This window comes from Oceanobacillus aidingensis (genome assembly GCF_042654105.1).
GTDB lineage: Bacteria > Bacillota > Bacilli > Bacillales > Amphibacillaceae > Oceanobacillus > Oceanobacillus oncorhynchi.
The window spans coordinates 192596-217294 of the sequence record NZ_JBHSFT010000020.1 but is presented as its reverse complement, the minus strand read 5'-3'; the positions used below and the strand labels follow the sequence as shown (position 1 = coordinate 217294).

The following is a 24699-nucleotide window of genomic DNA, read 5'->3' as shown; positions in this document are numbered from 1 at the left end:
ATTTATCAAATAATAAATCCGAACTAGTACTTCATTTGCTTTTAGGCAGAATGTGAATTAGTTCGGATTTCTTGTTATTAAATAAAGCTGCCAGAAGAATGTTCTGAATAGTCTATTCAAAAGAAAGGTTCTAGATAATGTTTGTGTGTAAAATCATAGTCATTCACTGGATAACATGATATGATTTCTTTATTAGAAAATAAATATGCTTTGTTTTACTTGAGAAGTGTCTTTATTTTTATATAGGAACATACGCTTTTTAAATGATTTTTACGAATATCAGTTTTTCTAAATGATTTGCTGCTTGTGATAGATATATTAATTCAACTTCGGAGCTGGATGGAAGCTTTTGAAGCAACAAAGAGGTGTAGAAATGAAGCTTAATCAAACTAAAATCATACTGATATTAATTGGTGCTCTGCTTATCGGTGTGTTAGGGGGCTACGGCGGAGTTAAATTAGCTCAAAATTCAGAGGGGAACGCTCCTTTGGAAATAACGAATTCAGAAAATGAAACTGATAATGCCGAGGAAGAATCATCTGCTGAATTACCGGCAGATTTAGACAAGATTTCTCAAACCTTTGATTTAATCAAATCAAACTATATAGAAGATGTTGATGATAATGAACTGGTGGAAGGCGCTATAGAAGGGATGCTTTCGACGCTGGAAGACCCGCATACTTCTTACTTAGATAGTGAAATGATGGAGCAGTTCAACGAGCAGATTGAGTCTTCGTTTGAAGGAATTGGTGCGGAGGTCAGTGAGATAGACGGCTATATAACCATTATGTCGCCAATGAAAGAATCACCTGCGGAAAAAGCAGGGCTGCGTCCAAATGACCAGGTCTTAAGTGTGGACGGAGAGAGTTTAGAAGGATTGAATGTAAACGAGGCAGTTGCTAAAATCCGCGGAGAAAAAGGAACCGATGTTGTTTTAGAAATACAGCGTTCAGGTACTTCGGATCCATTTGAAGTAACGATTCAAAGAGATACGATTCCGGTGGAAACCGTATATAGTGAAGTGGAATCAGAAGATGGCAAGGATACAGGAGTTATTCAAATCACAAACTTCTCTGAACATACAGGAGAAGAATTTGAAGAACAGCTGGCAGATCTGGAAGAGCAGGATATTGACGGTCTAGTCATTGATGTTCGCGGGAACCCGGGCGGACTGTTAGATGTTGCGGAAGAAATCTTACAGCAATTTGTTCCAAGTGATATGCCTTATCTGCAAATCGAGGATGCGAATGGAAATGCAGAAGAGTATGTGTCTAATCTGGATGAGGCGAAAGATTATCCAATCAGCGTGTTAATTGATGAAGGCAGTGCCTCTGCTTCTGAAATTGTCGCTGTTGCTATGAAAGAGCTTGATTATGATGTTGTGGGAGAAACAAGCTTTGGAAAAGGTACCGTACAGCAGGCTATTCCGCTTGGGGATGACAGTTCTATTAAAATGACAACTCTTAAATGGCTGTCTCCTGGCGGCGAGTGGATTGATGGAAAAGGAGTGGAACCGACCGTCGAACAAAGGCAGGATGATTACTACTACTCTACTCCGATTCAAGTGACAGATGACGAGCCGCTCACGTTTGACCATACAAGCGAAGCAGTGGCAAATATGCAAGTGATGTTATCTGGACTGGGATATGATACTGGAAGAACAGACGGTTATTTCAGTGAAGAAACAGAGCAAGCTGTAGAAGAATTTCAGGAAGATAATGACTTGGAAACAACTGGAGAAGTAGACGAAGAAACAGGCGGTTTAATTGAAACACAGGTTATTGAAAAGATTCGGGACGGAGAGGACGACCGACAGCTGGAACGCTCTTTAGAAGAACTTTATCAATAAAACGAAACTTCATTCAGCGGGAGTTGTTGCTTTTCTCTCGCTGAATTAGCCTAAATGATTCAGGGAGTTAGCGCCCGTTAACTCCCCTCTGACTAATTATATTTCCACTTTCTATTTTGAGACGGAAGATTTACGGGCGATTCTCCGTGATAAAATAAGAGATTTGTTCATCCACCACTATGTGATGGATGAACAAATTGTATTTGCAAAGCAGGTGAAGAGTATTGGCGGAAGCATGGCTTATTGAATTGGCAAAAGGTATAGGCAAATTTTTTCTGAATCCGGCATTATACTGGTTTTTATTTATATTGACGATGGCAAGTTATTTTCGAATCAAACGGGAGCGGTACGATTTTGGGATAAAAATATATCCGAAGTTTATGGAGTGGCATCGGACCTGGCTTGTCTCCTTAATCAGCGGAATACTGATTTCTGCCGTCATTATTGGCACAGGCATGGTATTCTCTTATGAAACACTTCTCGTTTTAGCGTTAAGCTTTGTTGTATTAAGCATCAGTACGCATTTTACATTATTGTCTCCCAGCTATACACTTGGGCTGACTTTTCTTATTTTGTTTTTTGCACCGTATCTTATTGACATGCAAGATGTCATTGATTATTCCTTGTTTTACGAAAGCAGTCTTCCGGCGTTAGCTGTATTAGCGGGATTGCTTCTTTTTGTAGAATCCCTGTTCATTAAACGTATTGAAAAGCAAGATACGTTTCCAAGAATTACGCTGAGTGACCGCGGTGTCTGGGTAGGCGAACAGCAAATCAAACGATTAACGGTTGTTCCTCTGCTGATGCTTGTGCCTGAAGGATTAATTACTTCCTTTGCTCCCTGGTGGCCGTATTTATCCATTGGAGAATCCAGCTTAGGCTTAGCACTGATTCCATTTTTGATTGGGTTTAACTATAAAGCAAAAGGACATTTTCATCAGGATGCGATTTACAAGCTGGCAAAAGCAAATACCTTTTTAGCAATCGGTATTTTACTTATTGCTGTCGGCGGAGTATTTATCCCGTACCTTTCCCTGGCTGCGATAATTTTGGCGATTATCGGAAAAGAGTATTTGAATTATCGCTATCGCGAAGGAGACCGTTTGCGCCGTCCGTACTATCAGCCGCATGCCAAAGGCCTGAGAGTGGTTGGCGTGCTGCCTGGCAGTCCGGCAGACAGGCTGGAAATAGAGACTGGCGAGGTCATTTACAGAGTCGGCGGGAAAAACGTACGGACAAGCCAAGCTTTTTATGAAGCACTGCAGGGAAGCGGAGCTTATATTAAAATGGAAGTTTTGAACCATGAGGAAGAGGTTCGTTTTGTACAAGGATCTCTGTATGAAGGAGAGCACCATTCCTTAGGCTTTCAATTTGCTGAAGAGCCTTTTAAAGCTAGAAGAGAAAAGAATACAAACGCCTCTTAACATAAGAATGCTTGGAACAGTGGTTTACTGCTGCATCCAAGCATTCTTATTTGATTATAACAATAAAACGAGGATTGAAAGATTGACAGAAAGGCTATAATGAAAATAGAGGTTATTTCAATAATAATATAAAAAAATATATAATTTCTTAAAAACAAGAACGAATACTTGTTCGTTTTTTGAGAAAAGGATATAATAGAAAATAGCTATGGTATGGAACGGAGGAAATAGGATGAATGAGCAATTTGAGTTAGTTTCTGCTTATGAGCCTGCGGGTGATCAGCCGGCAGCTATTCAGGAAATTGTAGATAAGGTACTTGCCGGCCAGCATCATCAGACGTTACTCGGTGCTACTGGAACGGGGAAAACATTTACGATGTCCAATGTGGTGAAAGAAATCAACCGGCCGACGCTTGTTATTGCACATAATAAAACACTGGCAGGACAGCTTTACAGTGAGTTTAAAGAGTTCTTTCCAAACAATGCGGTAGAGTATTTTGTGAGCTATTATGATTACTATCAGCCGGAAGCGTATGTGCCTTCTACCGATACGTTTATTGAAAAAGACGCCAGCATCAATGATGAAATAGATAAATTGCGCCACTCTGCGACATCGGCGCTTTTTGAACGAAGCGATGTATTGATCGTAGCGAGTGTGTCGTGTATTTACGGTTTAGGTAACCCGGAAGAATACAGAAGCCAGGTGCTGTCCCTTAGACTTGGCATGGAAAAAGAAAGAGATCAGCTTCTGCGGGAATTAGTAGATATTCAATATGCAAGAAATGATATTAATTTTCAGCGCGGGACGTTTCGTGTGCGCGGGGATTCCGTGGAAATTATCCCGGCATCTCATGAGGAGCATTGTATCCGGGTAGAATTTTTCGGAGATGAGATCGACCGGATCCGTGAAGTCGATGCGCTGACGGGAGAAATCATCGGCGACAGAGAGCATGTAGCTATTTTCCCGGCTTCTCACTTTGTGACCCGTGAAGAGAAAATGAAAATTGCGATTAAAAATATTGAAAAAGAATTAGAAGACCGGTTGAAGGAATTAAACGATGCCGGGAAGCTGCTGGAAGCGCAGCGTCTCGAGCAGCGGACCAATTATGATTTAGAAATGATGCGGGAAATGGGCTTTTGTTCCGGGATTGAAAACTATTCACGTCCGCTGACACTGCGTGAAGCGGGAGCAACGCCCTATACACTTCTGGATTTCTTTCCAGAGGACTTTTTAGTAATTATTGATGAGTCCCATGTGACGCTGCCGCAGATTCGCGGTATGTATAACGGGGACCAGGCCCGGAAACAGGTATTAGTGGATCATGGCTTCCGCTTGCCTTCTGCGATGGATAACCGCCCGCTGCGGTTTGAAGAATTTGAAGAAAAGACCAATCAGTTGGTTTATGTTTCGGCGACACCGGGACCGTATGAATTAGAGCATTCACCAGAAATGACAGAGCAAATCATCCGTCCGACCGGCTTACTGGACCCAGAGGTGGAGGTCCGTCCGATTGAAGGGCAGATCGATGATTTAATAGGTGAAATCAATAAGCGGACGGAACGCAATGAACGCGTGTTGATTACGACGTTAACGAAGAAAATGTCAGAGGACTTAACAGATTACCTGAAAGAAATCGGGATAAAAGTAGCTTATCTGCATTCGGAAATCAAAACATTAGAGCGGATTGAAGTAATCCGTGATTTGCGTGTCGGGAAATATGATGTGCTTGTCGGAATCAACCTGCTCCGGGAAGGGCTGGATATTCCGGAAGTATCCTTAGTTTCCATTTTGGATGCGGATAAAGAAGGCTTCCTTCGTTCCGAGCGTTCGCTGATTCAGACGATGGGTCGTGCCGCACGAAATGAACAGGGTAAAGTTATTATGTATGCTGATAAGATGACCGATTCGATGCAAAAAGCAATTGATGAAACAGAACGCCGCCGTATGGTTCAGCAGGAATATAACGAAAAACACGGCATTACCCCGCAAACGATTCGCAAGGAAGTACGCGACGTTATCCAGGCAACAATTGCTGCGGAAGCACCGGAAACGTATGAATCGGAAGCGAAGCAAATGAAGAAGATGACGAAGAAAGAGAAGCAGAAAGTCATCGAAAATATGGAAAAAGAAATGAAGCAGGCAGCCAAAAATCTAGACTTCGAGAAAGCAGCAGAATTAAGAGATGTTCTCTTGGAGCTTAAAGCGGAAGGATGAATTTTTTATGCCAAGTAAATCTATAAAAATCCAAGGTGCCAGAGCGCATAACTTAAAAAATATCGATGTGGATATTCCTAAAAATAAATTAGTGGTTCTTACAGGGCTTTCTGGTTCCGGGAAATCCTCCCTTGCCTTTGATACCGTTTATGCAGAAGGACAGCGCAGATACGTAGAATCGCTGTCTGCCTATGCAAGACAATTTCTGGGACAGATGGACAAGCCGGATGTGGACGTGATTGAGGGCTTGTCTCCGGCAATTTCGATTGACCAAAAAACAACCAGCAAAAATCCGAGATCGACAGTCGGAACAGTGACCGAGATTTATGATTATTTGCGTTTGCTTTTTGCACGCGTAGGGAAGCCGACCTGTCCGAAGCACGGTATCGAGATCAGCTCGCAGACTGTACAGCAGATGGTTGACCGGGTTCTGGAATATCCGGAGAGAACGAAAATGCAGATTTTGGCTCCGGTCGTATCCGGCAGAAAAGGGGAACATGTTAAAGTATTAGAGGACTTGAAAAAGCAAGGTTATGTGCGTGTTCGAATTGATGGCGATATGATGGAGGTTGCGGATGATATTAATCTGGAGAAAAATAAAAAGCACTCTATCGAGGTGGTTATCGACCGTATTGTTATTAAAAGCGGCATCGAAAGCCGGCTGAGTGATTCCCTGGAAGCAGCACTGAAGCTGGGAGAAGGCAATGCAATCGTGGACGTTATTGATGATGAAGAATTGTTATTCAGTGAAAACCATGCCTGTCCGATTTGCGGTTTCTCTATCGGGAAATTAGAGCCGCGTTTATTCTCCTTTAACAGCCCCTTTGGCGCGTGTCCAAGCTGTGATGGGCTGGGCACCAAGCTGGAGGTCGATGTGGAATTGGTTATTCCGGATTGGGATAAGACGTTAAATGAGCATGCTATCGCACCATGGGAGCCAATCAGCTCGCAGTATTACCCGCAGCTATTGAAAAGCGTCTGCGACCATTATGGCATTTCGATGGATGTTCCAGTGAAGGATATCCCTGAGGAACAAATGGATAAAATTTTATATGGAAGCGGGAAAGAAAAAATCCACTTTCATTATGAAAATGATTTTGGCAGCTCCCGTACGAAGGATGTTGCATTTGAAGGTGTGTTAAAGAACGTAGAACGCAGATATAAAGAAACTTCTTCGGATTTTATCCGTGAGACATTAGAAAAATATATGGCGCAGAAAAATTGTCCAACCTGTAAAGGGAACCGTCTCAATAAAGAGGCGCTTGCTGTATTAATTGACGGGAAGCATATCAGTCAGGTAACAGATTTTTCTATCCTGGAATCAATGGATTTCTTTAAGCAGCTTGAATTGAGTGCAAAGGACCGTCAGATTGCACGATTGATTTTAAGAGAAATAGATAACCGGCTGTCATTCTTAAATAATGTCGGCTTGGATTATTTAACGCTGTCCCGTTCAGCAGGAACACTTTCCGGAGGGGAAGCACAGCGGATCCGTCTGGCGACACAAATCGGTTCTGCGTTGACAGGAGTGCTTTATGTGCTGGATGAGCCTTCTATCGGACTGCATCAGCGGGATAATGACCGTCTGATTGAAACACTCAAACAGATGCGTGATTTAGATAATACGCTGATTGTGGTGGAGCATGATGAAGATACGATGCTTGCGGCGGACTGGCTGATTGATATCGGACCTGGCGCCGGTGAGCATGGCGGGGAGATTGTTGCCAGTGATACGCCGGAGAATGTGAAGGCAAATGAGAATTCATTAACGGGCCGTTATTTATCTGGAAAAGAATTTATTCCTGTGCCGTCAAAACGTAAAAAAGCGGATAAACGCAAAATAAAAGTTACCGGCGCTTCGGAAAATAATTTAAAAAACGTATCAGCTGAAATTCCGATTGGTCTGATGACCGTTGTCACAGGGGTTTCCGGTTCAGGGAAAAGTACGCTGGTTAATGAGATCATTTATAAATCCTTAGCAAAAGAATTATATAAAGGAAAAGTAAAACCAGGGAAATATCGAAGCATAAAAGGCATCGAGCATATTGAAAAAGTCATTGATATCGACCAGTCTCCAATCGGGAGAACACCGCGTTCCAATCCGGCGACGTACACCGGGGTATTTGATGATATTCGTGATGTGTTCGCCCAGACAAATGAGGCGAAGATACGCGGCTATAAAAAAGGCCGTTTCAGCTTCAACGTTAAAGGCGGACGCTGTGAAGCCTGCCGCGGCGATGGAATCATCAAGATTGAAATGCATTTCCTTCCCGATGTGTATGTCCCTTGTGAGGTTTGTGACGGAGCACGTTATAACCGGGAAACATTGGAAGTGAAGTATAAAGGTAAAAGCATATCTGATGTTTTGGAAATGCGTATTGAAGAAGCACTGGAGTTTTTCTCTGCGATTCCAAAAATTAAACGGAAGCTGCAAACGATCTATGATGTCGGCTTAGGATATATTAAGTTAGGTCAGCCGGCAACGACATTATCCGGCGGGGAAGCACAGCGTGTGAAATTGGCGAGTGAATTGCATAAACGCTCTAACGGAAAGACATTTTATATTCTGGACGAGCCGACAACAGGACTTCACTCTGCCGATATCCGCCGTCTGCTGGAGGTTCTGCAGAGACTTGTAGATAATGGGGATTCTGTCTTAATTATCGAACACAACCTGGATGTCATCAAAAGTGCGGATCATATTATTGATTTAGGTCCGGAAGGCGGAGACCGCGGCGGTCAGATTATCGCGAAGGGAACGCCGGAAAAAATCGCAGAACAGGCAGATGTTTCTTATACAGGAAAGTATCTTGGCCCTGTGTTAGAGCGCGATAAGGAACGTATGAAGGACATGCTGAAAGAGAAAGTCAGCAGTAAATAGAGGATAGCCGGTCCATCTTTAGAGTGCAATTTTGCTCTTTAGATGGACTTTGTTTTATCACAGAATCACAGACTGTAAAAACATTTGCAGATAGATACAATGTTTTTAAGGCAAATCACAATGCTGTTGGAGAAAAAATAGTTTATTTCATCATACATTTGCAATCCAATCAGAATACTATGGTATAATAAAACGTAAATATCTTACGAATAGGGTGCAAATGTAATTTTTAAATCAGCTTAAAGCGTTGTTTTCGTATGAATAAGCTATCTAATTGACGATTTGTCCGCATTTCGATAGAGTAAAAGAATAAGAAGTGGAGGTTGAAACATGAAGCCGATAGAAATTGAAAAAGTTCAGCAGGCGCTGGACAGTTACTTAAATAAAGAAGTGTATGTTCATTTGGAAACAACAAATGGAGCTTATGCGAATCATTTAGACGCCAATGCCTATACCGTTGGTGCATATATACGTAATGCAAAAGTAACCTATAAACAGGCAAAGATTATAGGAGAAGGGAACTCCTATCGTGTTGGTTTGAAAATGGAGCTTGGCTGGATTTATGCAGAAGGACTGACCGACTGGACGATTTATCAGGAAGACCAATTGCTGCTGGCCGGTCATGACAGAGAAGGCCGGTTAATGGTGGCATTAGAAATTAGTGAGACGCCTTTTCATCAATAAAAAACGAAGGATATAGCTTGATTCTAGAAAGATAGGTGAACGTAATGGAGAAACATGTAGTAGTTATTTATCCGCATCCAGACGATGAAGCATTCGGCGCTTCTGGTTCCATCGCACAGTTTCGAAGAGATGGAGTGCCAGTAACATATTTATGTGGAACGTTAGGACAAATGGGGAGGAATATGGGGAATCCGACATTTGCAAATCGGGAATCCTTGCCTGAAATTCGTAAAAAAGAGTTGAAGCAGGCATGTGAAACGTTAGATATGGAACTGAAAATGCTCGGATACCGTGATAAAACGATTGAATTTGAAGATAAACAAGAGGTGGCCGATCATTTAAGAAGCTATTTAGAAGAAATTAAACCTTCTCTTGTGATTACACACTATCCCGGCTATGCTGTGCACCCGGATCATAATTCCTTGGGAGCAGCTGCGATTCAGGCTGTAGAAGATATGACTCCTGAGAAAAGACCAAAAGTATGGGCACAAGCCTTTTCCAATGGTCATGAAGAGGATTTAGGAAGCCCTGATATCGTGAATGATGTCCATGATACGTTTGATAAAAAGCTGCAAACGGTTCTGTCTCATGATTCTCAGGTAGCAGGCATGTTTGGCTGGTTTAAACAGATGGATGAAATCGATGAAGAAGTGAAAAATGAACTGATTGAGCATCAGGCGATGGAACGTTTTTATACTTGGGATTTTGAAAAGAACAGCTCCAACTAATTGTTTTGTTTAAAAAGAATAGGGAGAGGGAAAATAGAAATGAAACTTTTTCATTTCTATTTTCGTATATACCAGTAGAAGCACACATATCCATGAATAAATAGATGGCAAAACAATTACCTGAGGAGGTACTTTCATGAAAAAATTATATCGTTCCGAAACCAATAAAATATTAGCTGGTGTCCTTGGCGGAATAGGAGAGTATTTAAATGTGGATCCGACCCTGCTCCGGATTATTTTCTTGATTCTGCTTATCCCGAGCTTTTCTACATTGGCAATTGTTTATCTGATTGCTGCATTTATTATGCCTAGAGGAGACGTGTATTAATGTTACTTCGGGGGGTTATTTCATTAGTATTAAATGCTGTCGCGCTGATAGCAGTTGCCCAGATTTTTGATTCATTTCAGCTGGATGGATTTGGCACAGCGCTGTTAGCAAGTGTTATTTTAGCCATCCTGAATATGTTTGTGAAGCCGATTTTGGTTATTTTAACATTGCCCATTACGGTGATTACATTTGGATTGTTTTTAATTGTGGTCAATGCGATTATATTGATGATTACGCAGGCGCTTATCGGACCTTCCTTTGTCATTGACGGGTTTGGAACGGCGTTTATCGCATCGATTGTGATTTCATTGATTTCGATGATTTTAAACAGTGTTGTCCGGGATATACGACGATAAAAGGGAAGGCCAGGTTATTGCCTGGCTTTTTCTTTGTGTACTAAAACGGATATTGTCAAGATACCGCTGCTCTGAGGGCGAGGGGGATAAAAAAGGAAGGAGAAGAAAAAATGCTAAAATCGATAAACCTAATCAAATCATTGCTTTCTGGCACAGATGATGACATCACAAATATAGTGAATGAGCCGCAAAATATGGAATATGAAGGGACTACTTTTACGATTCATGAAACGATGTATAGGAGCCGCTTAGCTAAACGAACACCAAAGAAAAAAGGCTACTTTGTTGTTTTCTGGGAAAAAGATGTAAATCAGCGTAATCAGGCTTATGCGTATAGTGAAAGTCCTGATAAAATAATGATTTCAATTATAGATAAAGACCTGAAAGGTCAGTTTATTTTTCCAAAGTCCTTGCTTTTAGAAAAAAGAATATTAAGAACGATTGATAACAAAGGGAAAATGGCAATAAGAGTATATCCTTCTTGGGAAAAGTCGTTAAATAACGCTGCAAAAAAAAACACAAGCATGGCAAGCGCCATACTTTATCAATGTTTCAAATGAAATAGATTGGGGAAGGCTTACAGAATTATATTTTTCTTGAAAAGTACATATAAAAATATCGAATGAAAAAGTCCGAAGTGATTCAGTGTAGATAGTGAGCTCTTTCGGACTTTTTCAGTCCATTATTTCCCTTCACTCTCTTTATACTTCTGTTCCATCGCTTTAGCGATTTCCTCCATATAAGCTTCTTCCTCTTTCGACCAAAAAGTCGGAGCTACAAAATCATCTGCTTCAGCAGATTCCAATTGCTCCTCCCATTTATCGATATTTTCTGAGATAACATCTTCAGGGACGAGTCTCATAAATAAATCATTGATATTTAAAAATACCTGTTGCGTTTCTGGGGCATGCGGAGGAACATTTTCTCGCATCAGCCTTTTTACCTCGGCCAAAATGGAAAGCCATTCTCTATCTAATTTTTCACGTTCTTCCTTTGGGATATCTGTGAAAAGTGATGCAAAATCATCTGGAAAATGCTCCTTCATCCATTCTTTTTGCTCTTCTTCAAATTCCATCCCGTGAAGCAGCGAGGTGAGGACCGTCCAATCTAATGGAAAATCATCATCTAAAAGTGCTTGCACATGATTAATAGCTGCAATGGCACGGTCTAATTCTTCGCGTTTATGCACCAAAACCGTTCTTTGAACAGGGAGGGAGTCAGTAAAATTTTCTAACGTGATTTCTTCTTTATCCAGCATTTCTTTGATTTCTTGAAGCGAATATCCTATAAACTTTAATGATTGAATACGCTGTAAGATAGTGAGTTCTTCCAAGCTATATAATCGATGGCCACTCTCATTTCTTTTACTTGGGTAAAGAATCCCAAGCTCCTCATAAAAACGCAGCGTCCGGGTTGAAAATCCGGTTTTTGCTCCGAATTCACCGATGGTATACATTTTAATCAGCTCCTTTACTGATAAGTATAACGGTTTCCGTTACGTGAAGTGCAAGAGAAATAATATAAGTGCTTGTCTAAATCGGAAGCAGAAAAATTTTAATAGCAGCTTGAAAAGACCGGATAAAAATGATGTGAAAAGGTTAGGAAAATTAATGAAGAAATGACTTTTTTGATCATACTATCACTATTATTTATTGGGGGCTGTAACAGTGAAGCTGGGGCAAAAGACGCCGCAGCACGTAGAATAAGTTTTCAAATGAAGAAGCTGTCAACGAATGTATACTGTACATTTGTTGACAGCTTCGTTTTATGGGGAAGCGCATTTTCAAAATAACACATACTTTCCTCTGTTAAGGCTTATCCTATTCAACAAAAATAATTTGATAATACCAAAACTTCTCCCCTACGTTTTTTAAATGGATTATGCTAAAATGTATATCAGTTAGCTTTGTTGAAGAGAGGAGCTTCAAAATGGTATCAACCGTCTGTACAAAAGATTTATTGGACAGGTTTAATTTGCAATTGGTAGCAGGAGAAGAAGGGGTTCATCGTGAGATTATCACAAGTGATATTTCACGTCCGGGATTAGAAATGACTGGCTTTTTTGATTATTATCCCAGAGAACGCCTGCAATTGATCGGAAAGACAGAATTAGCTTATTTTCTGGGTTTGAATGCAGCGGAGAGAAAGCAGCGTGCTGAAAATCTATGTACGGATGTAACACCGGGGATTATCATTTCCCGCGGGATGGATGTACCGGAAGAATTTTTTGAAGCATCGAAGCACTCTGGCGTTCCTATCATACAATCACCGCGGACAACCACGCGTGTATTGAGCCGTTTAACCAATTATTTAGAATCTAAATTTGCGCCATTTACTGCGGTACATGGTGTGTTAATCGATATTTATGGTGTCGGCGTCTTAATTATCGGCCAAAGCGGTGTCGGTAAAAGTGAGACAGCGCTTGAATTAGTCAAGCGGGGGCATCGTCTTGTAGCGGATGATAATGTGGAAATCCGGCAGGAGGATTATGAGAGTCTGATTGGCAATGCACCGGCTCTTATTGAGCATTTGCTGGAGATTCGGGGACTTGGGATTATCAATGTCATGACATTATTTGGAGCCAGCTCCATCCGCAGTCAAAAGCGGATCTCGATGGTGATTCAATTGGAAATCTGGGATGAAAAGAAGCAGTACGACCGTTTAGGCTTAGATGAAGATACCATGAAGATCATGGATGTTCATTTGCCAAAAGCAACGATACCGGTCAGACCAGGAAGAAACCTTGCTGTTATTATCGAAGTAGCTGCCATGAATTTCCGTCTGAAGCGGATGGGCGTGAATACAGCAGAGGAATTTTCGGATCGGTTAACTAAAATGATTGAACAAGGTGATTTGGAATCACAATAGGAGGATGATATAGATGACTGGGACAGACGCTCCTATTGATCGCGTGTTTTTAGAACTGGGGCCATTAACCATTTATTGGTATGGTATTATTATCGCCGTTGGGGCCGTATTAGCCGTTTATTTAGCAACGAGGGAAGCAGAAAGAGTCGGCCTTGGCAAAGAAACCATTATGGATTTCATTATTTTTGCTGTGCCGATTGCGATTATTTCAGCGAGAATCTATTATGTCATTTTTGAATTTGAACAATATGCGAATGGTCCGCTTTGGAAGATGATTGCCGTCTGGGAGGGCGGTATCGCTATCCATGGAGCTATTATCGGCGGGGTTCTCACAGCTATCGTGTTCACAAAAGTAAAGAAAATTTCTTTCTGGCGTCTTGCTGATGTGATTGCACCAAGTTTAATCTTAGGTCAGGCAATTGGACGCTGGGGGAATTTCGTTAATCAGGAAGCGCATGGCGGGCCAATTTCCGAGGCGGCTTATGAGAGCTTCCATCAGTATTTGCCGGACTTTATTATGAATCAGATGGTGATTGACGGTGTGATGTATCACCCGACATTTTTATATGAATCCGTCTGGAATTTCCTGATATTTTTCGGACTGCTGTTTTTCCGCAGGATCAATCCAAAACGCGGCATGGTATTTTTAATGTATGCCGTTACCTATTCGATTGGAAGGTTCTATATCGAAGGACTCCGGACAGACAGTTTATATGTTATTGGTGAACTGCGAACGGCGCAGGTTGTTTCCATACTAACGATTGTAGCAGGAGTTATCATGATGCTGTATCTGATAAAAACATCCAACGTCCGTTACCTTGACGTGCCTGCGAAAAAGAAACAGGCAAAGCCGTCGAATAAAAATAAAGGTAAAAAGAAGAAGAAAAAGAAGTAATGGAATTGTCTAAGTTGAAATGAGGTAAGAAAATGAAAGGGATGCTTTACAGGGGATTGAAAGAGGGGTTAAAGACCACACTAAAGCTTGGAAAGGTTATTTTCCCCATTACATTAATTATAACGATTTTACAGTTTACACCAGTTTTCCCCTGGTTTATGAATATCATCTCCCCGCTTATGGGGTTATTCGGTTTGTCAGGTGAAGCCGCTGTTCCGCTTGTTTTAGGGAATGGCTTGAATTTATATGCAGGTATTGCAGCGATTATTTCCTTTGATTTTACAGTGAAGGAAGTCTTTATTATGGCAGTCATGCTGTCGTTCTCTCATAATCTTTTTATTGAATCTGCTGTAGCAACCAGTGTCGGAGTAAGATGGTGGGTCATCGTCGGTATTCGGGTCGGACTGGCTGTCATTTCCGGGCTACTGATTAATTTATTCTGGAATGGCGGTTCAGAGCTTGCTCAATATGGATTCATTTCCAGTAATGAAGTAGTGCTGGATAATTGGTGGGAGATTGCACTCCATGGCGCGCAGGCTGCGCTGACAGCAATTGTTCAACTAGCTTGTATCGTTATTCCGTTAATGATTATTATGCAGGTTATGCGGGAGCTGGGCTGGATGACAGCCTTATCCAATAAATTCGCTCCGTTTATGAATCTGCTGGGGATAGATAAACGGGCTTCCATGACGATGGTTGCCGGGTTGACGATTGGACTTGCTTATGGAGCAGGTCTTATGATGCAGGCAGTAAAGGAAGATAATGTGCCAAAGAAGGATATGTATTTAGCCTTGATTTTTCTGGTATCCTGCCATGCAGTCGTCGAAGATACACTAGTCTTTATTCCGCTTGGTATTCCAGTTTGGCCATTATTGATTATCCGGTTATCGGTAGCGATTATTTTAACGATGACGCTTGCTTATTTCTGGAAAAAAGAAGAAAGGAAAATGCATCATGAGCATTCGTACCATTCTGTTTGATCTGGACGGAACGTTGATTGATACAAATGAGCTGATACGTGCTTCATTTGAACATACATTTCAACAATTTGATATGCAGTTTACACCGGAAGAAATAAAACATCTTAACGGACCGCCGCTAAATGAAACCTTTTATGAAATAAATCCGGGGCTGTCTGAGCAAATGGTCGCTGCGTACCGGGAGTATAATATGAGAGAGCATGATCGTTATGTAGAAGCTTTTCCGGATGTATATGAAACAATCAAACAGCTGTATGAAAAGGATATTACATTAGGAATCGTCAGCACAAAAATTAAAAAAACGGTGATGATGGGGCTGGATTTAACCAAGCTGACGGATTTCTTTTCGGTCATCATTACCTATGATGATGTAGTAAATAAAAAGCCTGATCCGGAACCGGTGGAAAAAGCAATGAGTTTGCTGGATGCCGATCCGGAGACAACGTTAATGGTCGGAGATAATTTTCATGACATTGTTTCCGGACAGCGGGCAGGCACACAAACGGCGGCAGTAAGCTGGTCCGAGAAAACGGAAGCCTTTTTAAAAAGCTATCATCCAACCTATTATTTGGATACAATGAGGGATTTATTGACAGTGGCAGGTGAATAGGCATGCGGAGAACGGAAAGGTATAAGGTTCATCATAAAGCAAATTCTCTATGGCAGATGTACAGTACCGTATCTTTTTTTAAAATAGTGAAGAATTTTATTGTCATTCAGGTTGCGCGATATACCCCTTTTTTAAGAATGAAGAATTGGCTGTATCGGCATCTGTTGCGCATGAAAGTAGGCGAACGTACATCCTTTGCTTTAATGGCGATGCCTGATTCCATGTTCCCTGAAAAAATCAAGGTTGGAGATAACAGCATTATCGGTTATAACACTACCATTTTAGCACATGAATATTTAATTACAGAATATCGTCTAGGCGAGGTGCATATTGGCAATGAGGTTATGATCGGAGCCAATTCGACGATATTGCCGGGGGTGCATATCGGTGATGGAGCGATTGTCTCGGCTGCGACACTTGTTCATAAAGATGTCCCGGCTGGAGCTTTTGCAGGGGGGAATCCAATGCGGATTATTTATACCAAGGAAGAAATGGAATCGCGTCAATCACCGGATGGGCATGAAGGGAGGAAGTCTTGATGCATGGGGTATTGCCTGCTGTACGGCGGATGAAGGACTTTGAGAAAGTATTGGAAAGCAATCACGAACATATTATTATTTTAGAATCCAGATTAGTTCAGCTCAAGAGTATGATTGATTACGCTCATCGCGCAAATAAAAAGGTATTAGTCCATTTTGATTTGATCCAAGGATTGAAAGCGGACGAGTACGGCATGGAATTTCTGCAGCGTGAAATAAAGCCGGATGGGATTTTAACAACTCGCGGCAATGTGATTGCCGCTGCTAAGAAGCATAAATTTCTGGCAATCCAGCGTGTTTTTATCTTGGACAGTGCGGCGTTAGAACAGAGCATTAAGCTTATTCAGCGATTTCATCCGGATTATGTTGAAATCTTGCCTGGACTGATGCCTGAAGTGATTGAAGAGATAACGGGAGAAATTGATATTCCTGTCATTGCCGGCGGTTTGATTAAAGAGGAAGAGCAGGTGAAAGCAGCATTAGATGCTGGAGCAGTTGCTGTTTCTACTTCAAGCCGGAAGCTTTGGAATTGAAAATGGCAGCATTGATTTAAAACACAAGTAAACGACGTGAGATAACGTTGTTCCTTGTGTTTTTTTTGAATGGCTGGAGCCGTCCTTTGCACTCAGTCTGGCAATAACGCTGTAACAGAAGCTTCCTGAACCGCCAATATTCTGGAATACTCTAATGAAAAATAACGCTACATGCATGCTATAATAGATTCATCGTAAGAAATCTATATAGTATAAGAATGGGACAAGCTGTCTGTATCATAGTCCGAGCCGCTTTGGAGCGAATGGACGAGCAGGCGGCCTGGGTTAGAGAGCCAGTCCCGAGAGAGGTGATTAGATGAAGGTTACAGTTTTAGGAGGAGGCAGTGAAATTGGCGCCTCCTGTTTACATATTCAGTTTGACCGGACGAGTATTTTAATCGATGCGGGAATGCGGATGCGCGGGGACGATGTGCTTCCGATGTTTGGAATGCTGGAGAATTTGGATAAGCCAGATGCGATTTTGGTGACACATGCGCATGCGGATCATATTGGAGCACTTCCGGTGGTTCATGCCATGTATCCGGACGCTCCTGTATTTCTAACTCCGCCGACAGCTGATTTAATGCAAATTATGATGAAGGATTCCTATAAAATTTTGATGGAGCAAAGCCGATTAAATGAGACACTTATGCCTTACAGTGAAGAACAGATGGAGGCACTGCTCCAGGAGCTGCGGATGTTTCCAGCAAATGGCGTGCTGCATATTGGAGATATCCAAATTACAGCACATCGCGCAGGTCATATTATTGGTGCGGTGATGTTTTCGCTGGAGGCGGATGGAGAATCTATTCTGGTAACTGGTGATTTGTCTTTCAGCGGAGGACGGACCATTCCAGGTGCCAAGGTTGCAAATGATTTGAAGCCCGATGTGATGATAATGGAATCGACCTATGGCAACCGCCTGCATACAGACCGGAACACAGAAGAAAAACGACTGGCAGAGCATGTGGCAGAAACGATTCAAAATGGCGGATTTGCGCTCATACCAGCCTTTGCGCTTGGGCGCGGGCAGGAAGTATTGCTGGTGCTGCAGGATTATATGGATAAAGGGTTGATTCCGGAGTTTCCGATATATGTAGATGGATTAGTTACACCGGTTTCCCGAATCTATCGAAATTATCCACACTATTTGAAAGGGCCGGTTTCCCATCGTGTCCGGACGTCCGGTGATGCCTTTTTGACGGAGGGCAGATGTATTGCAGTGAAAGCCGAAGATCGGAAATCGATTGTGAACGGAAAGCCTGCTTGTATTGTAGCATCGTCTGGTATGCTAACTGGCGGTGCTAGTGCGTGGTATGCCAAGCATTTAGTCGAGGATAAAAAGAACGCCATTTATCTAACCGGATATCAAGATGAGGAAAGCCCTGGTAAAAAACTGCTGGCACTGGCAGAAGGAACGGAAGACACATTGGATATTGACGGAACAACCTATCAAGTGAATTGCAGTGTAGATAAATTCGGATTGTCTGCCCATGCGGACGCCAATGAAATGATGCGCTTTGTAGAAACGATGGAGCCGACATATACTCTTTTAGTGCACGGGGACGAGGAAGCGCGGCATTCATTAGTGAATAAAATCCATCCGCGATTCCATCCAATGCTTTCGGAGAACGGGGAGACCTATCCGTTTACAAAAAGAAAAGACGGCAAAGGGGTTGTCGGCAAGCGGTATAAACGAAATAGTGAACAGGAGCGGCTCAGGAATTATATTGGATCCGTTTTGCTTTATCAAAAAGAAAATGGCAAGCCGTTTAAATTCGGTCTCTGTCAAAATGTCCATCCCAAGATGGGCACATTACATTGCGAAACGCCAAAGGGCAAAATGGATAAAATAGGAGCAGGGCAAATAGCAGAAACGCTTGGACCGTGGAGTGAATCCATAGACAAATTTGCAGACGCGGCAAATGAGGTGCTGACATTCAGCCGTCCGTATTTAGAAAAGATTAATTGGGATCTGCTTCCAGATTATACGGTATCATTACAGGAAATCTTTGATCGACTGCAAATTAATGAAGTGCACAAGCAATTCGCGGTTGCTCTGGCACTGCAAGGTATTCCGGGTGAGCACCGGCATGTGGATATGGAAGGAAGAATCGGTTATAAATTGACGAACGAGGTGCGCTTTCAGTTAAGCAATTTAGCTTTGCCGATTCAAGCGATTAAAATGAATGCCAATCATGCCATGGATTATATACGGACGTATTTTACCGGTGATTCGCGTTTTTACCGGTGCGGCGTGCAGGAAATGGGGATGGAAACAGAACATATTCTCTTGTCTTTTGTTTTTCCTGACAGTATTTCTGAAGCAGAACAGAAGCAGATGAGCAAAGATATTAAAAAACAGACAGGCTGGGATATTGCCTTTTCTCATTCTATCCGGCACGAAGCGTTCCAGCCATTATTGGCGTCCTTATTGGACAAGCCGGCAGATATGCCATCGGTTCATTTGCAAAACAAGATGGTAATCACGAACGAAAATAAGCCGGATAATGGACAGGCGATTGCAGAGCAGTTCCAAAAAACGACCGGATTTACCCTGCAGTTTGCCGATGATAGTGTGTCACGTGATACACAAACGGACAGCGTTGATTTATTTTCTGCAAAACCCGGTATAGCACCAATGGAAAATAATCAAGCTATTGCGGTTGCTAAACAATATGGAAAAGCATACGGTGTCCATATTTATAAGACGAGCATGAAGACATTGGACGGCCAGCCGCTGATGGAAGTCCATTTTATTTCCCCGCAAGTAGCATCGCAATACACCGATATGCTGCAGAAACTGAGCGACGAAATTGGCATGGCTGTTCAATATGCCAAGCAGCCGAAGCAAAATGAAATTCTGCGTCTCACGAAGGAAACCATTCCGGATGCTTGGGAAATGAAAGGCAACCCATCGATTCATATGGCTTCGGGACATGTATCGGTGAAGGTCAGGAATGAACCGGAAACAGCAGAAATCTCGGAGATTTGTGAGCAGATAACTGCGCAGACGGGGTATCGGCTGGAAGTGGAAGTGAGATAGGTTTGGAGTATGGAGCGTAGTTAAATTTGTTGGAGATTAGACACGTGCAGTCAAAATAAATCAATAAAAAGGAAGAAGCCACAAGCTGCCAATTAGAGAAAGCTGTGGCTTCAACTATTCTATATAAAAGCATGCTGCCAGCTAATCTTAAATTGCATTACTATTGTCCTTTAGACTAATAAAACGCATTCACAAAAAATTCACAAACGGTTGACAACGTTTTCAATTTGATGTAGTATCTCTATAACAAGTTAAAAAATTGTGACGGAGAAAAGGAGTCCACATAGCATATCGTGCTTTCCTAGGAATAAGTGCGATAGTGTTTTTGTGGACTTTTTTTGTTTTTACAACTGCACATACTTGAATAACTTGTAAAAAAGTAGAATACACTTTTTGGAAAAGGGGTAAAGGTAATGACTGAATTTTTAGCTGAGGCGATTGGGACAATGATTCTCATCATTTTAGGTGCGGGAGTTGTTGCTGGCGTGGAATTAAAAAAATCCAAAGCAGCCGGCGCCGGCTGGGTAGTGGTTACAATAGGATGGGGTCTGGGTGTGACAATGGGTGTCTATGCAGCGGGGAATGTATCTGAAGCTCATCTAAATCCTGCGGTAACATTAGGATTTGCTGTGATTGGCGAGTTTCCATGGGCAAAGGTGCCGGCATATATATCGGGACAATTAATAGGCGCTATTATTGGTGCAATCATTGTTTACTTCCAGTATCTTCCGCATTGGAGGGAAACAGAAGATAAAGGGGCAAAACTGGGAGTATTTGCAACAGGTCCGGCTGTGAGGAGTTATCCTTCCAATTTAGTAAGCGAAATCATCGGGACATTTGTTTTAGTTGTGGGTCTTTTATTTATTGGTGCAAACGAATTCACAGAAGGATTAAATCCGGCAGTTGTTGGTTTACTAATTGTTGCGATTGGGATGTCTCTGGGAGGACCGACTGGTTATGCAATTAACCCGGCCAGAGACCTGGGACCAAGAATTGCACATGCTATTTTACCGATTATAGGCAAGGGCGGATCGGATTGGAGCTATGCTCCGATTCCTGTGATAGGACCTATTATTGGAGGTGTATACGGAGCCTTATTTTATAATGCATTATTTCAAGAAAGCATGGGCGTCGGATTTTGGGTAATGTCAATAGTGATTGCAGTAATAATGGGTACGGCTTTAACGAACGAATTGAAGAAAGGGAATCATTCCGTTGTGTCCAAATCAGCTAGCTGACTATAAGACTATATAAATAATAAAGAAATCGAGGAGGAATTTACCATGACCGAAAAATATATCCTATCCATTGACCAAGGTACCACAAGTTCTCGTGCGATTTTATTTAACCAAAAAGGCGATATTGTAGAAACGGCACAAAACGAATTTAAGCAATTTTTTGATAAACCGGGCTGGGTGGAGCATGATGCCAATGAAATTTGGACGTCCGTATTGGGATGCATAGCTCAAGTAATTAATAAAACAGGGATTGAGCCGAGCAGTGTAGAAGGAATCGGTATCACCAATCAGCGGGAAACGGCGATTGTATGGGATAAGCATACAGGAAGACCAATTTACAGGGCAATCGTCTGGCAATCACGTCAAACAGAAGGTATCTGTAAAGAGCTCAGGGAGCAGGGGTATGAGGACACCGTTCGTAATAAAACGGGGCTGCTGATTGATCCTTATTTTTCAGGAACCAAAGTGAAATGGATTTTGGATCATGTCGAAGGTGCCAGAGAAAAAGCAGAAGCGGGAGACCTTTTATTTGGAACAGTGGACTCGTGGCTGATTTATAAGTTTTCAGCTGGAAAAACACATGTTACTGATTATTCCAATGCTTCCAGAACACTGATGTTTAATATTTATGATTTAAAATGGGATGAGGAGCTTCTGGACATTTTTGATGTACCGAAATCCATGCTTCCGGAGGTGCGCCCGTCATCTGAAATTTATACCAACACAGTGGCGTATCATTTCTTTGGGGAAGAGATTCCGATTGCCGGTATTGCTGGTGATCAGCAAGCTGCTTTGTTTGGGCAAGCCTGCTTTGAAAAGGGAATGGCTAAAAATACGTACGGTACCGGGGGCTTCTTATTAATGAATACAGGAGAAAAACCGGTTAGTTCAGAAAATGGTTTGCTTACTACGATTGCATGGGGCTTGGGCGGAAAGGTAACCTATGCCCTGGAAGGAAGTATTTTTGTTGCCGGTTCAGCAATCCAGTGGCTCCGTGATGGTTTAAGAATGATTGAATCGAGTCCGGAGAGTGAGGACTTTGCAGGCAGAATTGATACCACAGACGGTGTTTATGTGGTGCCGGCATTTGTCGGTTTAGGAACGCCTTATTGGGACAGTGCAGCCCGCGGTGCTGTATTTGGATTAACCAGAGGAACAAAAAAGGAGCATTTTATCCGGGCAACGTTGGAATCACTGGCTTATCAGACAAGAGATGTGATGGAGGCGATGGCTGCCGACTCTAATATTGATTTGAAAACGCTTCGTGTGGATGGCGGCGCCGTAAAAAATGACTTTTTGATGCAGTTCCAGAGTGATATCCTGGATGTGACCGTGGAGCGACCGGTTGTTCAGGAAACAACGGCGCTTGGTTCTGCTTACTTAGCGGGATTAGCAATTGGGTTCTGGGAGAGCCAGGAAGAGATTTCACAGCAGTGGCAAAATGAGAAAACATTTAAAGAGGCAATGGATAAAGAAGAAAGTGAGCGCTTATATAAAGGCTGGAAGAAAGCGGTGGAAGCGACGCGTGTATTTAAATTAGAGGATTGATCGGCAAGCGCGTAGTAATATACCGGCTGTGCAATAGATAAAATCCGAATCGAGCAAGTGACTATACAATAAAAGTCATCTGTGTTAAGATATAATCAAGTTAATATAAAGGACGGAGAAGCAGGAGAGACCGCAAAGTATCTGGTGTATAGACACCAGTGCATTTGTGGTCTTTTTTATTGTGCTGGAAATGAAGCCGCCCGCCAATGTTCGTCGGGCAGATTCATGCTTTTCATCTGTATTTGATGAATAACCGTCTTCAATAAAGGGAATAAAAACAATAGATCATTACTGGGAGTGGGAGTGGAAATAATGCATAATTTTTCAAGTAAAGAACGTAAAGAAACACTAGGGGTCTTAGAAAGTAATCAACTGGATTTATTAGTTATCGGCGGCGGTATTACCGGATCAGGAATTTCTCTGGATGCTGCGACAAGAGGCCTGCGTACGGGCCTGATTGAAATGCAGGATTTTGCAGCCGGTACTTCAAGCCGTTCTACCAAATTGGTGCATGGCGGCCTGCGCTATCTGCAGCAATTTGAAGTGAAGATGGTAGCAGAGGTAGGAAAAGAACGTGCGGTTGTTTATGAAAATGGCCCGCATGTGACGACACCAGAATGGATGCTGCTGCCATTCCATAAAGGAAGTAATTTAGGACCGTTTACATCAAGTATTGGTTTGCGTGTATATGACTTTTTAGCAGGGGTAAAAAAATCAGAGCGTCGGGAGATGTTAAAGCCGGCAGAGGTATTAGAACGTGAGCCGCTTGTAAAAAAAGAGGAGCTTCGCGGCGGAGGCTTTTATGTAGAATATAAAACCGATGATGCACGTTTAACGATTGAAGTGCTTAAAAAAGCTGTGGAAAACGGCGTGAAAGCAGTCAACTACACTAAAGCAGTTGAATTCATCTATGAAGAAGGCAAAGTAGTCGGCGTTGTAGCCGAGGATCAAATCAGCAAAGAAAAGCATCCAATCTATGCAAAGAAAATTATTAACGCTGGCGGGCCTTGGGTGGATGATGTCCGTGAATTAGATGGTTCCAAAAAAGGAAAAACCCTTCATTTAACAAAAGGTGTCCATCTTGTATTCGATAAATCGGTCTTCCCGTTGAAACAAGCAGTATATTTCGATACACCGGATGGCCGGATGGTTTTTGCTATTCCGCGTGACGGCAAAACATATGTAGGTACAACCGATACCGATTATAAAGGGGATATTGCGCATCCGACGATGACAGAGAAGGACCGGGATTATATTTTAGATGCCATTAATTATATGTTCCCATCTGTTGGTATTGATGCAAGTAAAGTCGAATCAAGCTGGGCCGGCATCCGTCCGTTAATTGCGGAAGAAGGGGCAAGCAGTCCAAGTGAAATTTCCCGTAAGGATGAGATTTTCCAATCAGATTCCGGGTTACTTTCTATGGCAGGCGGTAAATTAACTGGTTACCGCAAAATGGGCGAGCATGTTGTCAATATGGTAGCAAAACAGTTAAAAGAAGAAGAAGGCATCCTATATACAGAGAGCCAAACGAAGCACCTGCCTATTTCCGGCGGAGAAGTCGGCGGATCCAAAGGCTTCAAGAATTTTAAAGCAGAAAAAGTCAAAGAAGGCAGCAGCCTTGGGTTATCAGAAAATGAAGCAGCAGAGCTGACACAGCGTTATGGCGCAAATGTAGATAAAATTTTTACACTATATAAAGAGAATAAAGAAGCAGCTGCAAAAGAAAACATCGAACCGGCAGTATTTGCACAGGTAATATATGCAATAAATGAAGAAATGGCATATAAAGCAGTAGACTTCTTCATTCGCCGCTCCGGTGCATTATTCTTCAACCGTCCATGGGTGGAGACGCATATGGATACTGTCCTGCCATTTATGGAAAAAGAGCTCGGCTGGACCAGGGAAGAAGCAGCAGCCTATCGAAAAGAACTCGAGCAGCTATTATACGAAACAACGCATCCAGATAAATAAATG

At 42.2% G+C, this 24699-nt stretch carries 20 protein-coding genes; 19 read left to right on the top strand and 1 reads right to left on the bottom strand.

Annotated elements, in window-relative coordinates:
• Window positions 1-373 precede the first annotated feature (373 nt).
• From ACFO3P_RS14185 to ACFO3P_RS14145, 9 genes are all read left to right on the top strand, one after another.
• On the top strand, window positions 374-1849 hold the full coding sequence (locus tag ACFO3P_RS14185; protein WP_042530202.1) for a S41 family peptidase: 1476 nt from the start codon (window positions 374-376) through the stop codon (window positions 1847-1849).
• Between the two features lie 224 nt (window positions 1850-2073).
• On the top strand, window positions 2074-3273 hold the full coding sequence (locus ACFO3P_RS14180; RefSeq protein ID WP_379542453.1) for a PDZ domain-containing protein: 1200 nt from the start codon (window positions 2074-2076) through the stop codon (window positions 3271-3273).
• 232 nt (window positions 3274-3505) lie between these two features.
• Window positions 3506-5488 carry an excinuclease ABC subunit UvrB gene (gene uvrB, locus ACFO3P_RS14175; RefSeq protein ID WP_193064294.1) on the top strand — a complete coding sequence of 661 codons (1983 nt, stop codon included), beginning with the start codon at window positions 3506-3508 and terminating at the stop codon, window positions 5486-5488.
• Window positions 5489-5495: 7 nt separating this feature from the next.
• A complete protein-coding gene (uvrA, locus tag ACFO3P_RS14170) occupies window positions 5496-8369 on the top strand; it encodes an excinuclease ABC subunit UvrA (protein WP_042530208.1) in 2874 nt (957 codons plus the stop codon).
• Window positions 8370-8699: 330 nt separating this feature from the next.
• On the top strand, window positions 8700-9053 hold the full coding sequence (locus ACFO3P_RS14165; protein ID WP_040978834.1) for a YojF family protein: 354 nt from the start codon (window positions 8700-8702) through the stop codon (window positions 9051-9053).
• Window positions 9054-9097: 44 nt separating this feature from the next.
• A complete protein-coding gene (bshB2, locus tag ACFO3P_RS14160; RefSeq protein WP_042530210.1) occupies window positions 9098-9781 on the top strand; it encodes a bacillithiol biosynthesis deacetylase BshB2 in 684 nt (227 codons plus the stop codon).
• Window positions 9782-9917: 136 nt separating this feature from the next.
• Window positions 9918-10109, top strand: a complete 192-nt coding sequence (locus tag ACFO3P_RS14155) for a PspC domain-containing protein (RefSeq protein WP_042530211.1) — start codon at window positions 9918-9920, stop codon at window positions 10107-10109.
• Complete coding sequence (locus ACFO3P_RS14150; protein ID WP_042530213.1) at window positions 10109-10465, top strand: phage holin family protein; 357 nt, start codon at window positions 10109-10111, stop codon at window positions 10463-10465. Before ACFO3P_RS14155 ends, ACFO3P_RS14150 begins: the two co-directional genes overlap by 1 nt.
• A gap of 110 nt (window positions 10466-10575) precedes the next feature.
• Window positions 10576-11025 (top strand): MepB family protein, encoded by a 450-nt coding sequence (locus ACFO3P_RS14145; protein ID WP_246528971.1) that lies wholly within the window; start codon window positions 10576-10578, stop codon window positions 11023-11025.
• A 122-nt stretch (window positions 11026-11147) separates the two neighbouring features.
• Here ACFO3P_RS14145 and ACFO3P_RS14140 read toward each other — a convergent pair whose 3' ends face one another.
• On the bottom strand, window positions 11148-11921 hold the full coding sequence (locus tag ACFO3P_RS14140) for a MerR family transcriptional regulator (protein ID WP_289584410.1): 774 nt from the start codon (window positions 11919-11921) through the stop codon (window positions 11148-11150).
• Between the two features lie 473 nt (window positions 11922-12394).
• Here ACFO3P_RS14140 and hprK point away from each other — a divergent pair, with 473 nt between their 5' ends.
• The 10 genes from hprK (at window position 12395) to ACFO3P_RS14090 (ending at window position 24696) form a co-directional block, all read left to right on the top strand.
• Window positions 12395-13333, top strand: a complete 939-nt coding sequence (gene hprK / locus ACFO3P_RS14135) for an HPr(Ser) kinase/phosphatase (protein WP_193064301.1) — start codon at window positions 12395-12397, stop codon at window positions 13331-13333.
• A gap of 13 nt (window positions 13334-13346) precedes the next feature.
• Window positions 13347-14228 carry a prolipoprotein diacylglyceryl transferase gene (lgt, locus tag ACFO3P_RS14130; RefSeq protein ID WP_193064302.1) on the top strand — a complete coding sequence of 294 codons (882 nt, stop codon included), beginning with the start codon at window positions 13347-13349 and terminating at the stop codon, window positions 14226-14228.
• Window positions 14229-14260: 32 nt separating this feature from the next.
• Window positions 14261-15208 carry a nucleoside recognition domain-containing protein gene (locus ACFO3P_RS14125; protein WP_289584409.1) on the top strand — a complete coding sequence of 316 codons (948 nt, stop codon included), beginning with the start codon at window positions 14261-14263 and terminating at the stop codon, window positions 15206-15208.
• Complete coding sequence (gene ppaX / locus ACFO3P_RS14120) at window positions 15183-15818, top strand: pyrophosphatase PpaX (RefSeq protein ID WP_193064303.1); 636 nt, start codon at window positions 15183-15185, stop codon at window positions 15816-15818. Before ACFO3P_RS14125 ends, ppaX begins: the two co-directional genes overlap by 26 nt.
• 2 nt (window positions 15819-15820) lie before the next feature.
• Window positions 15821-16357, top strand: coding sequence for an acyltransferase (locus ACFO3P_RS14115; protein WP_193064304.1), 537 nt, complete (start codon window positions 15821-15823; stop codon window positions 16355-16357).
• On the top strand, window positions 16357-16890 hold the full coding sequence (locus ACFO3P_RS14110) for a glycerol-3-phosphate responsive antiterminator (protein ID WP_193064305.1): 534 nt from the start codon (window positions 16357-16359) through the stop codon (window positions 16888-16890). Before ACFO3P_RS14115 ends, ACFO3P_RS14110 begins: the two co-directional genes overlap by 1 nt.
• 316 nt (window positions 16891-17206) lie before the next feature.
• Window positions 17207-19936 (top strand): MBL fold metallo-hydrolase, encoded by a 2730-nt coding sequence (locus tag ACFO3P_RS14105; RefSeq protein WP_193064306.1) that lies wholly within the window; start codon window positions 17207-17209, stop codon window positions 19934-19936.
• A gap of 413 nt (window positions 19937-20349) precedes the next feature.
• Entirely contained in the window at window positions 20350-21174 is an 825-nt protein-coding gene (locus tag ACFO3P_RS14100; protein ID WP_289584408.1) for an MIP/aquaporin family protein, read from the top strand.
• Between the two features lie 45 nt (window positions 21175-21219).
• Window positions 21220-22722, top strand: coding sequence for a glycerol kinase GlpK (glpK, locus tag ACFO3P_RS14095; RefSeq protein ID WP_042530256.1), 1503 nt, complete (start codon window positions 21220-21222; stop codon window positions 22720-22722).
• Between the two features lie 312 nt (window positions 22723-23034).
• Window positions 23035-24696 carry a glycerol-3-phosphate dehydrogenase/oxidase gene (locus tag ACFO3P_RS14090; RefSeq protein WP_193064308.1) on the top strand — a complete coding sequence of 554 codons (1662 nt, stop codon included), beginning with the start codon at window positions 23035-23037 and terminating at the stop codon, window positions 24694-24696.
• The last annotated feature ends 3 nt before the right edge of the window (window positions 24697-24699 follow it).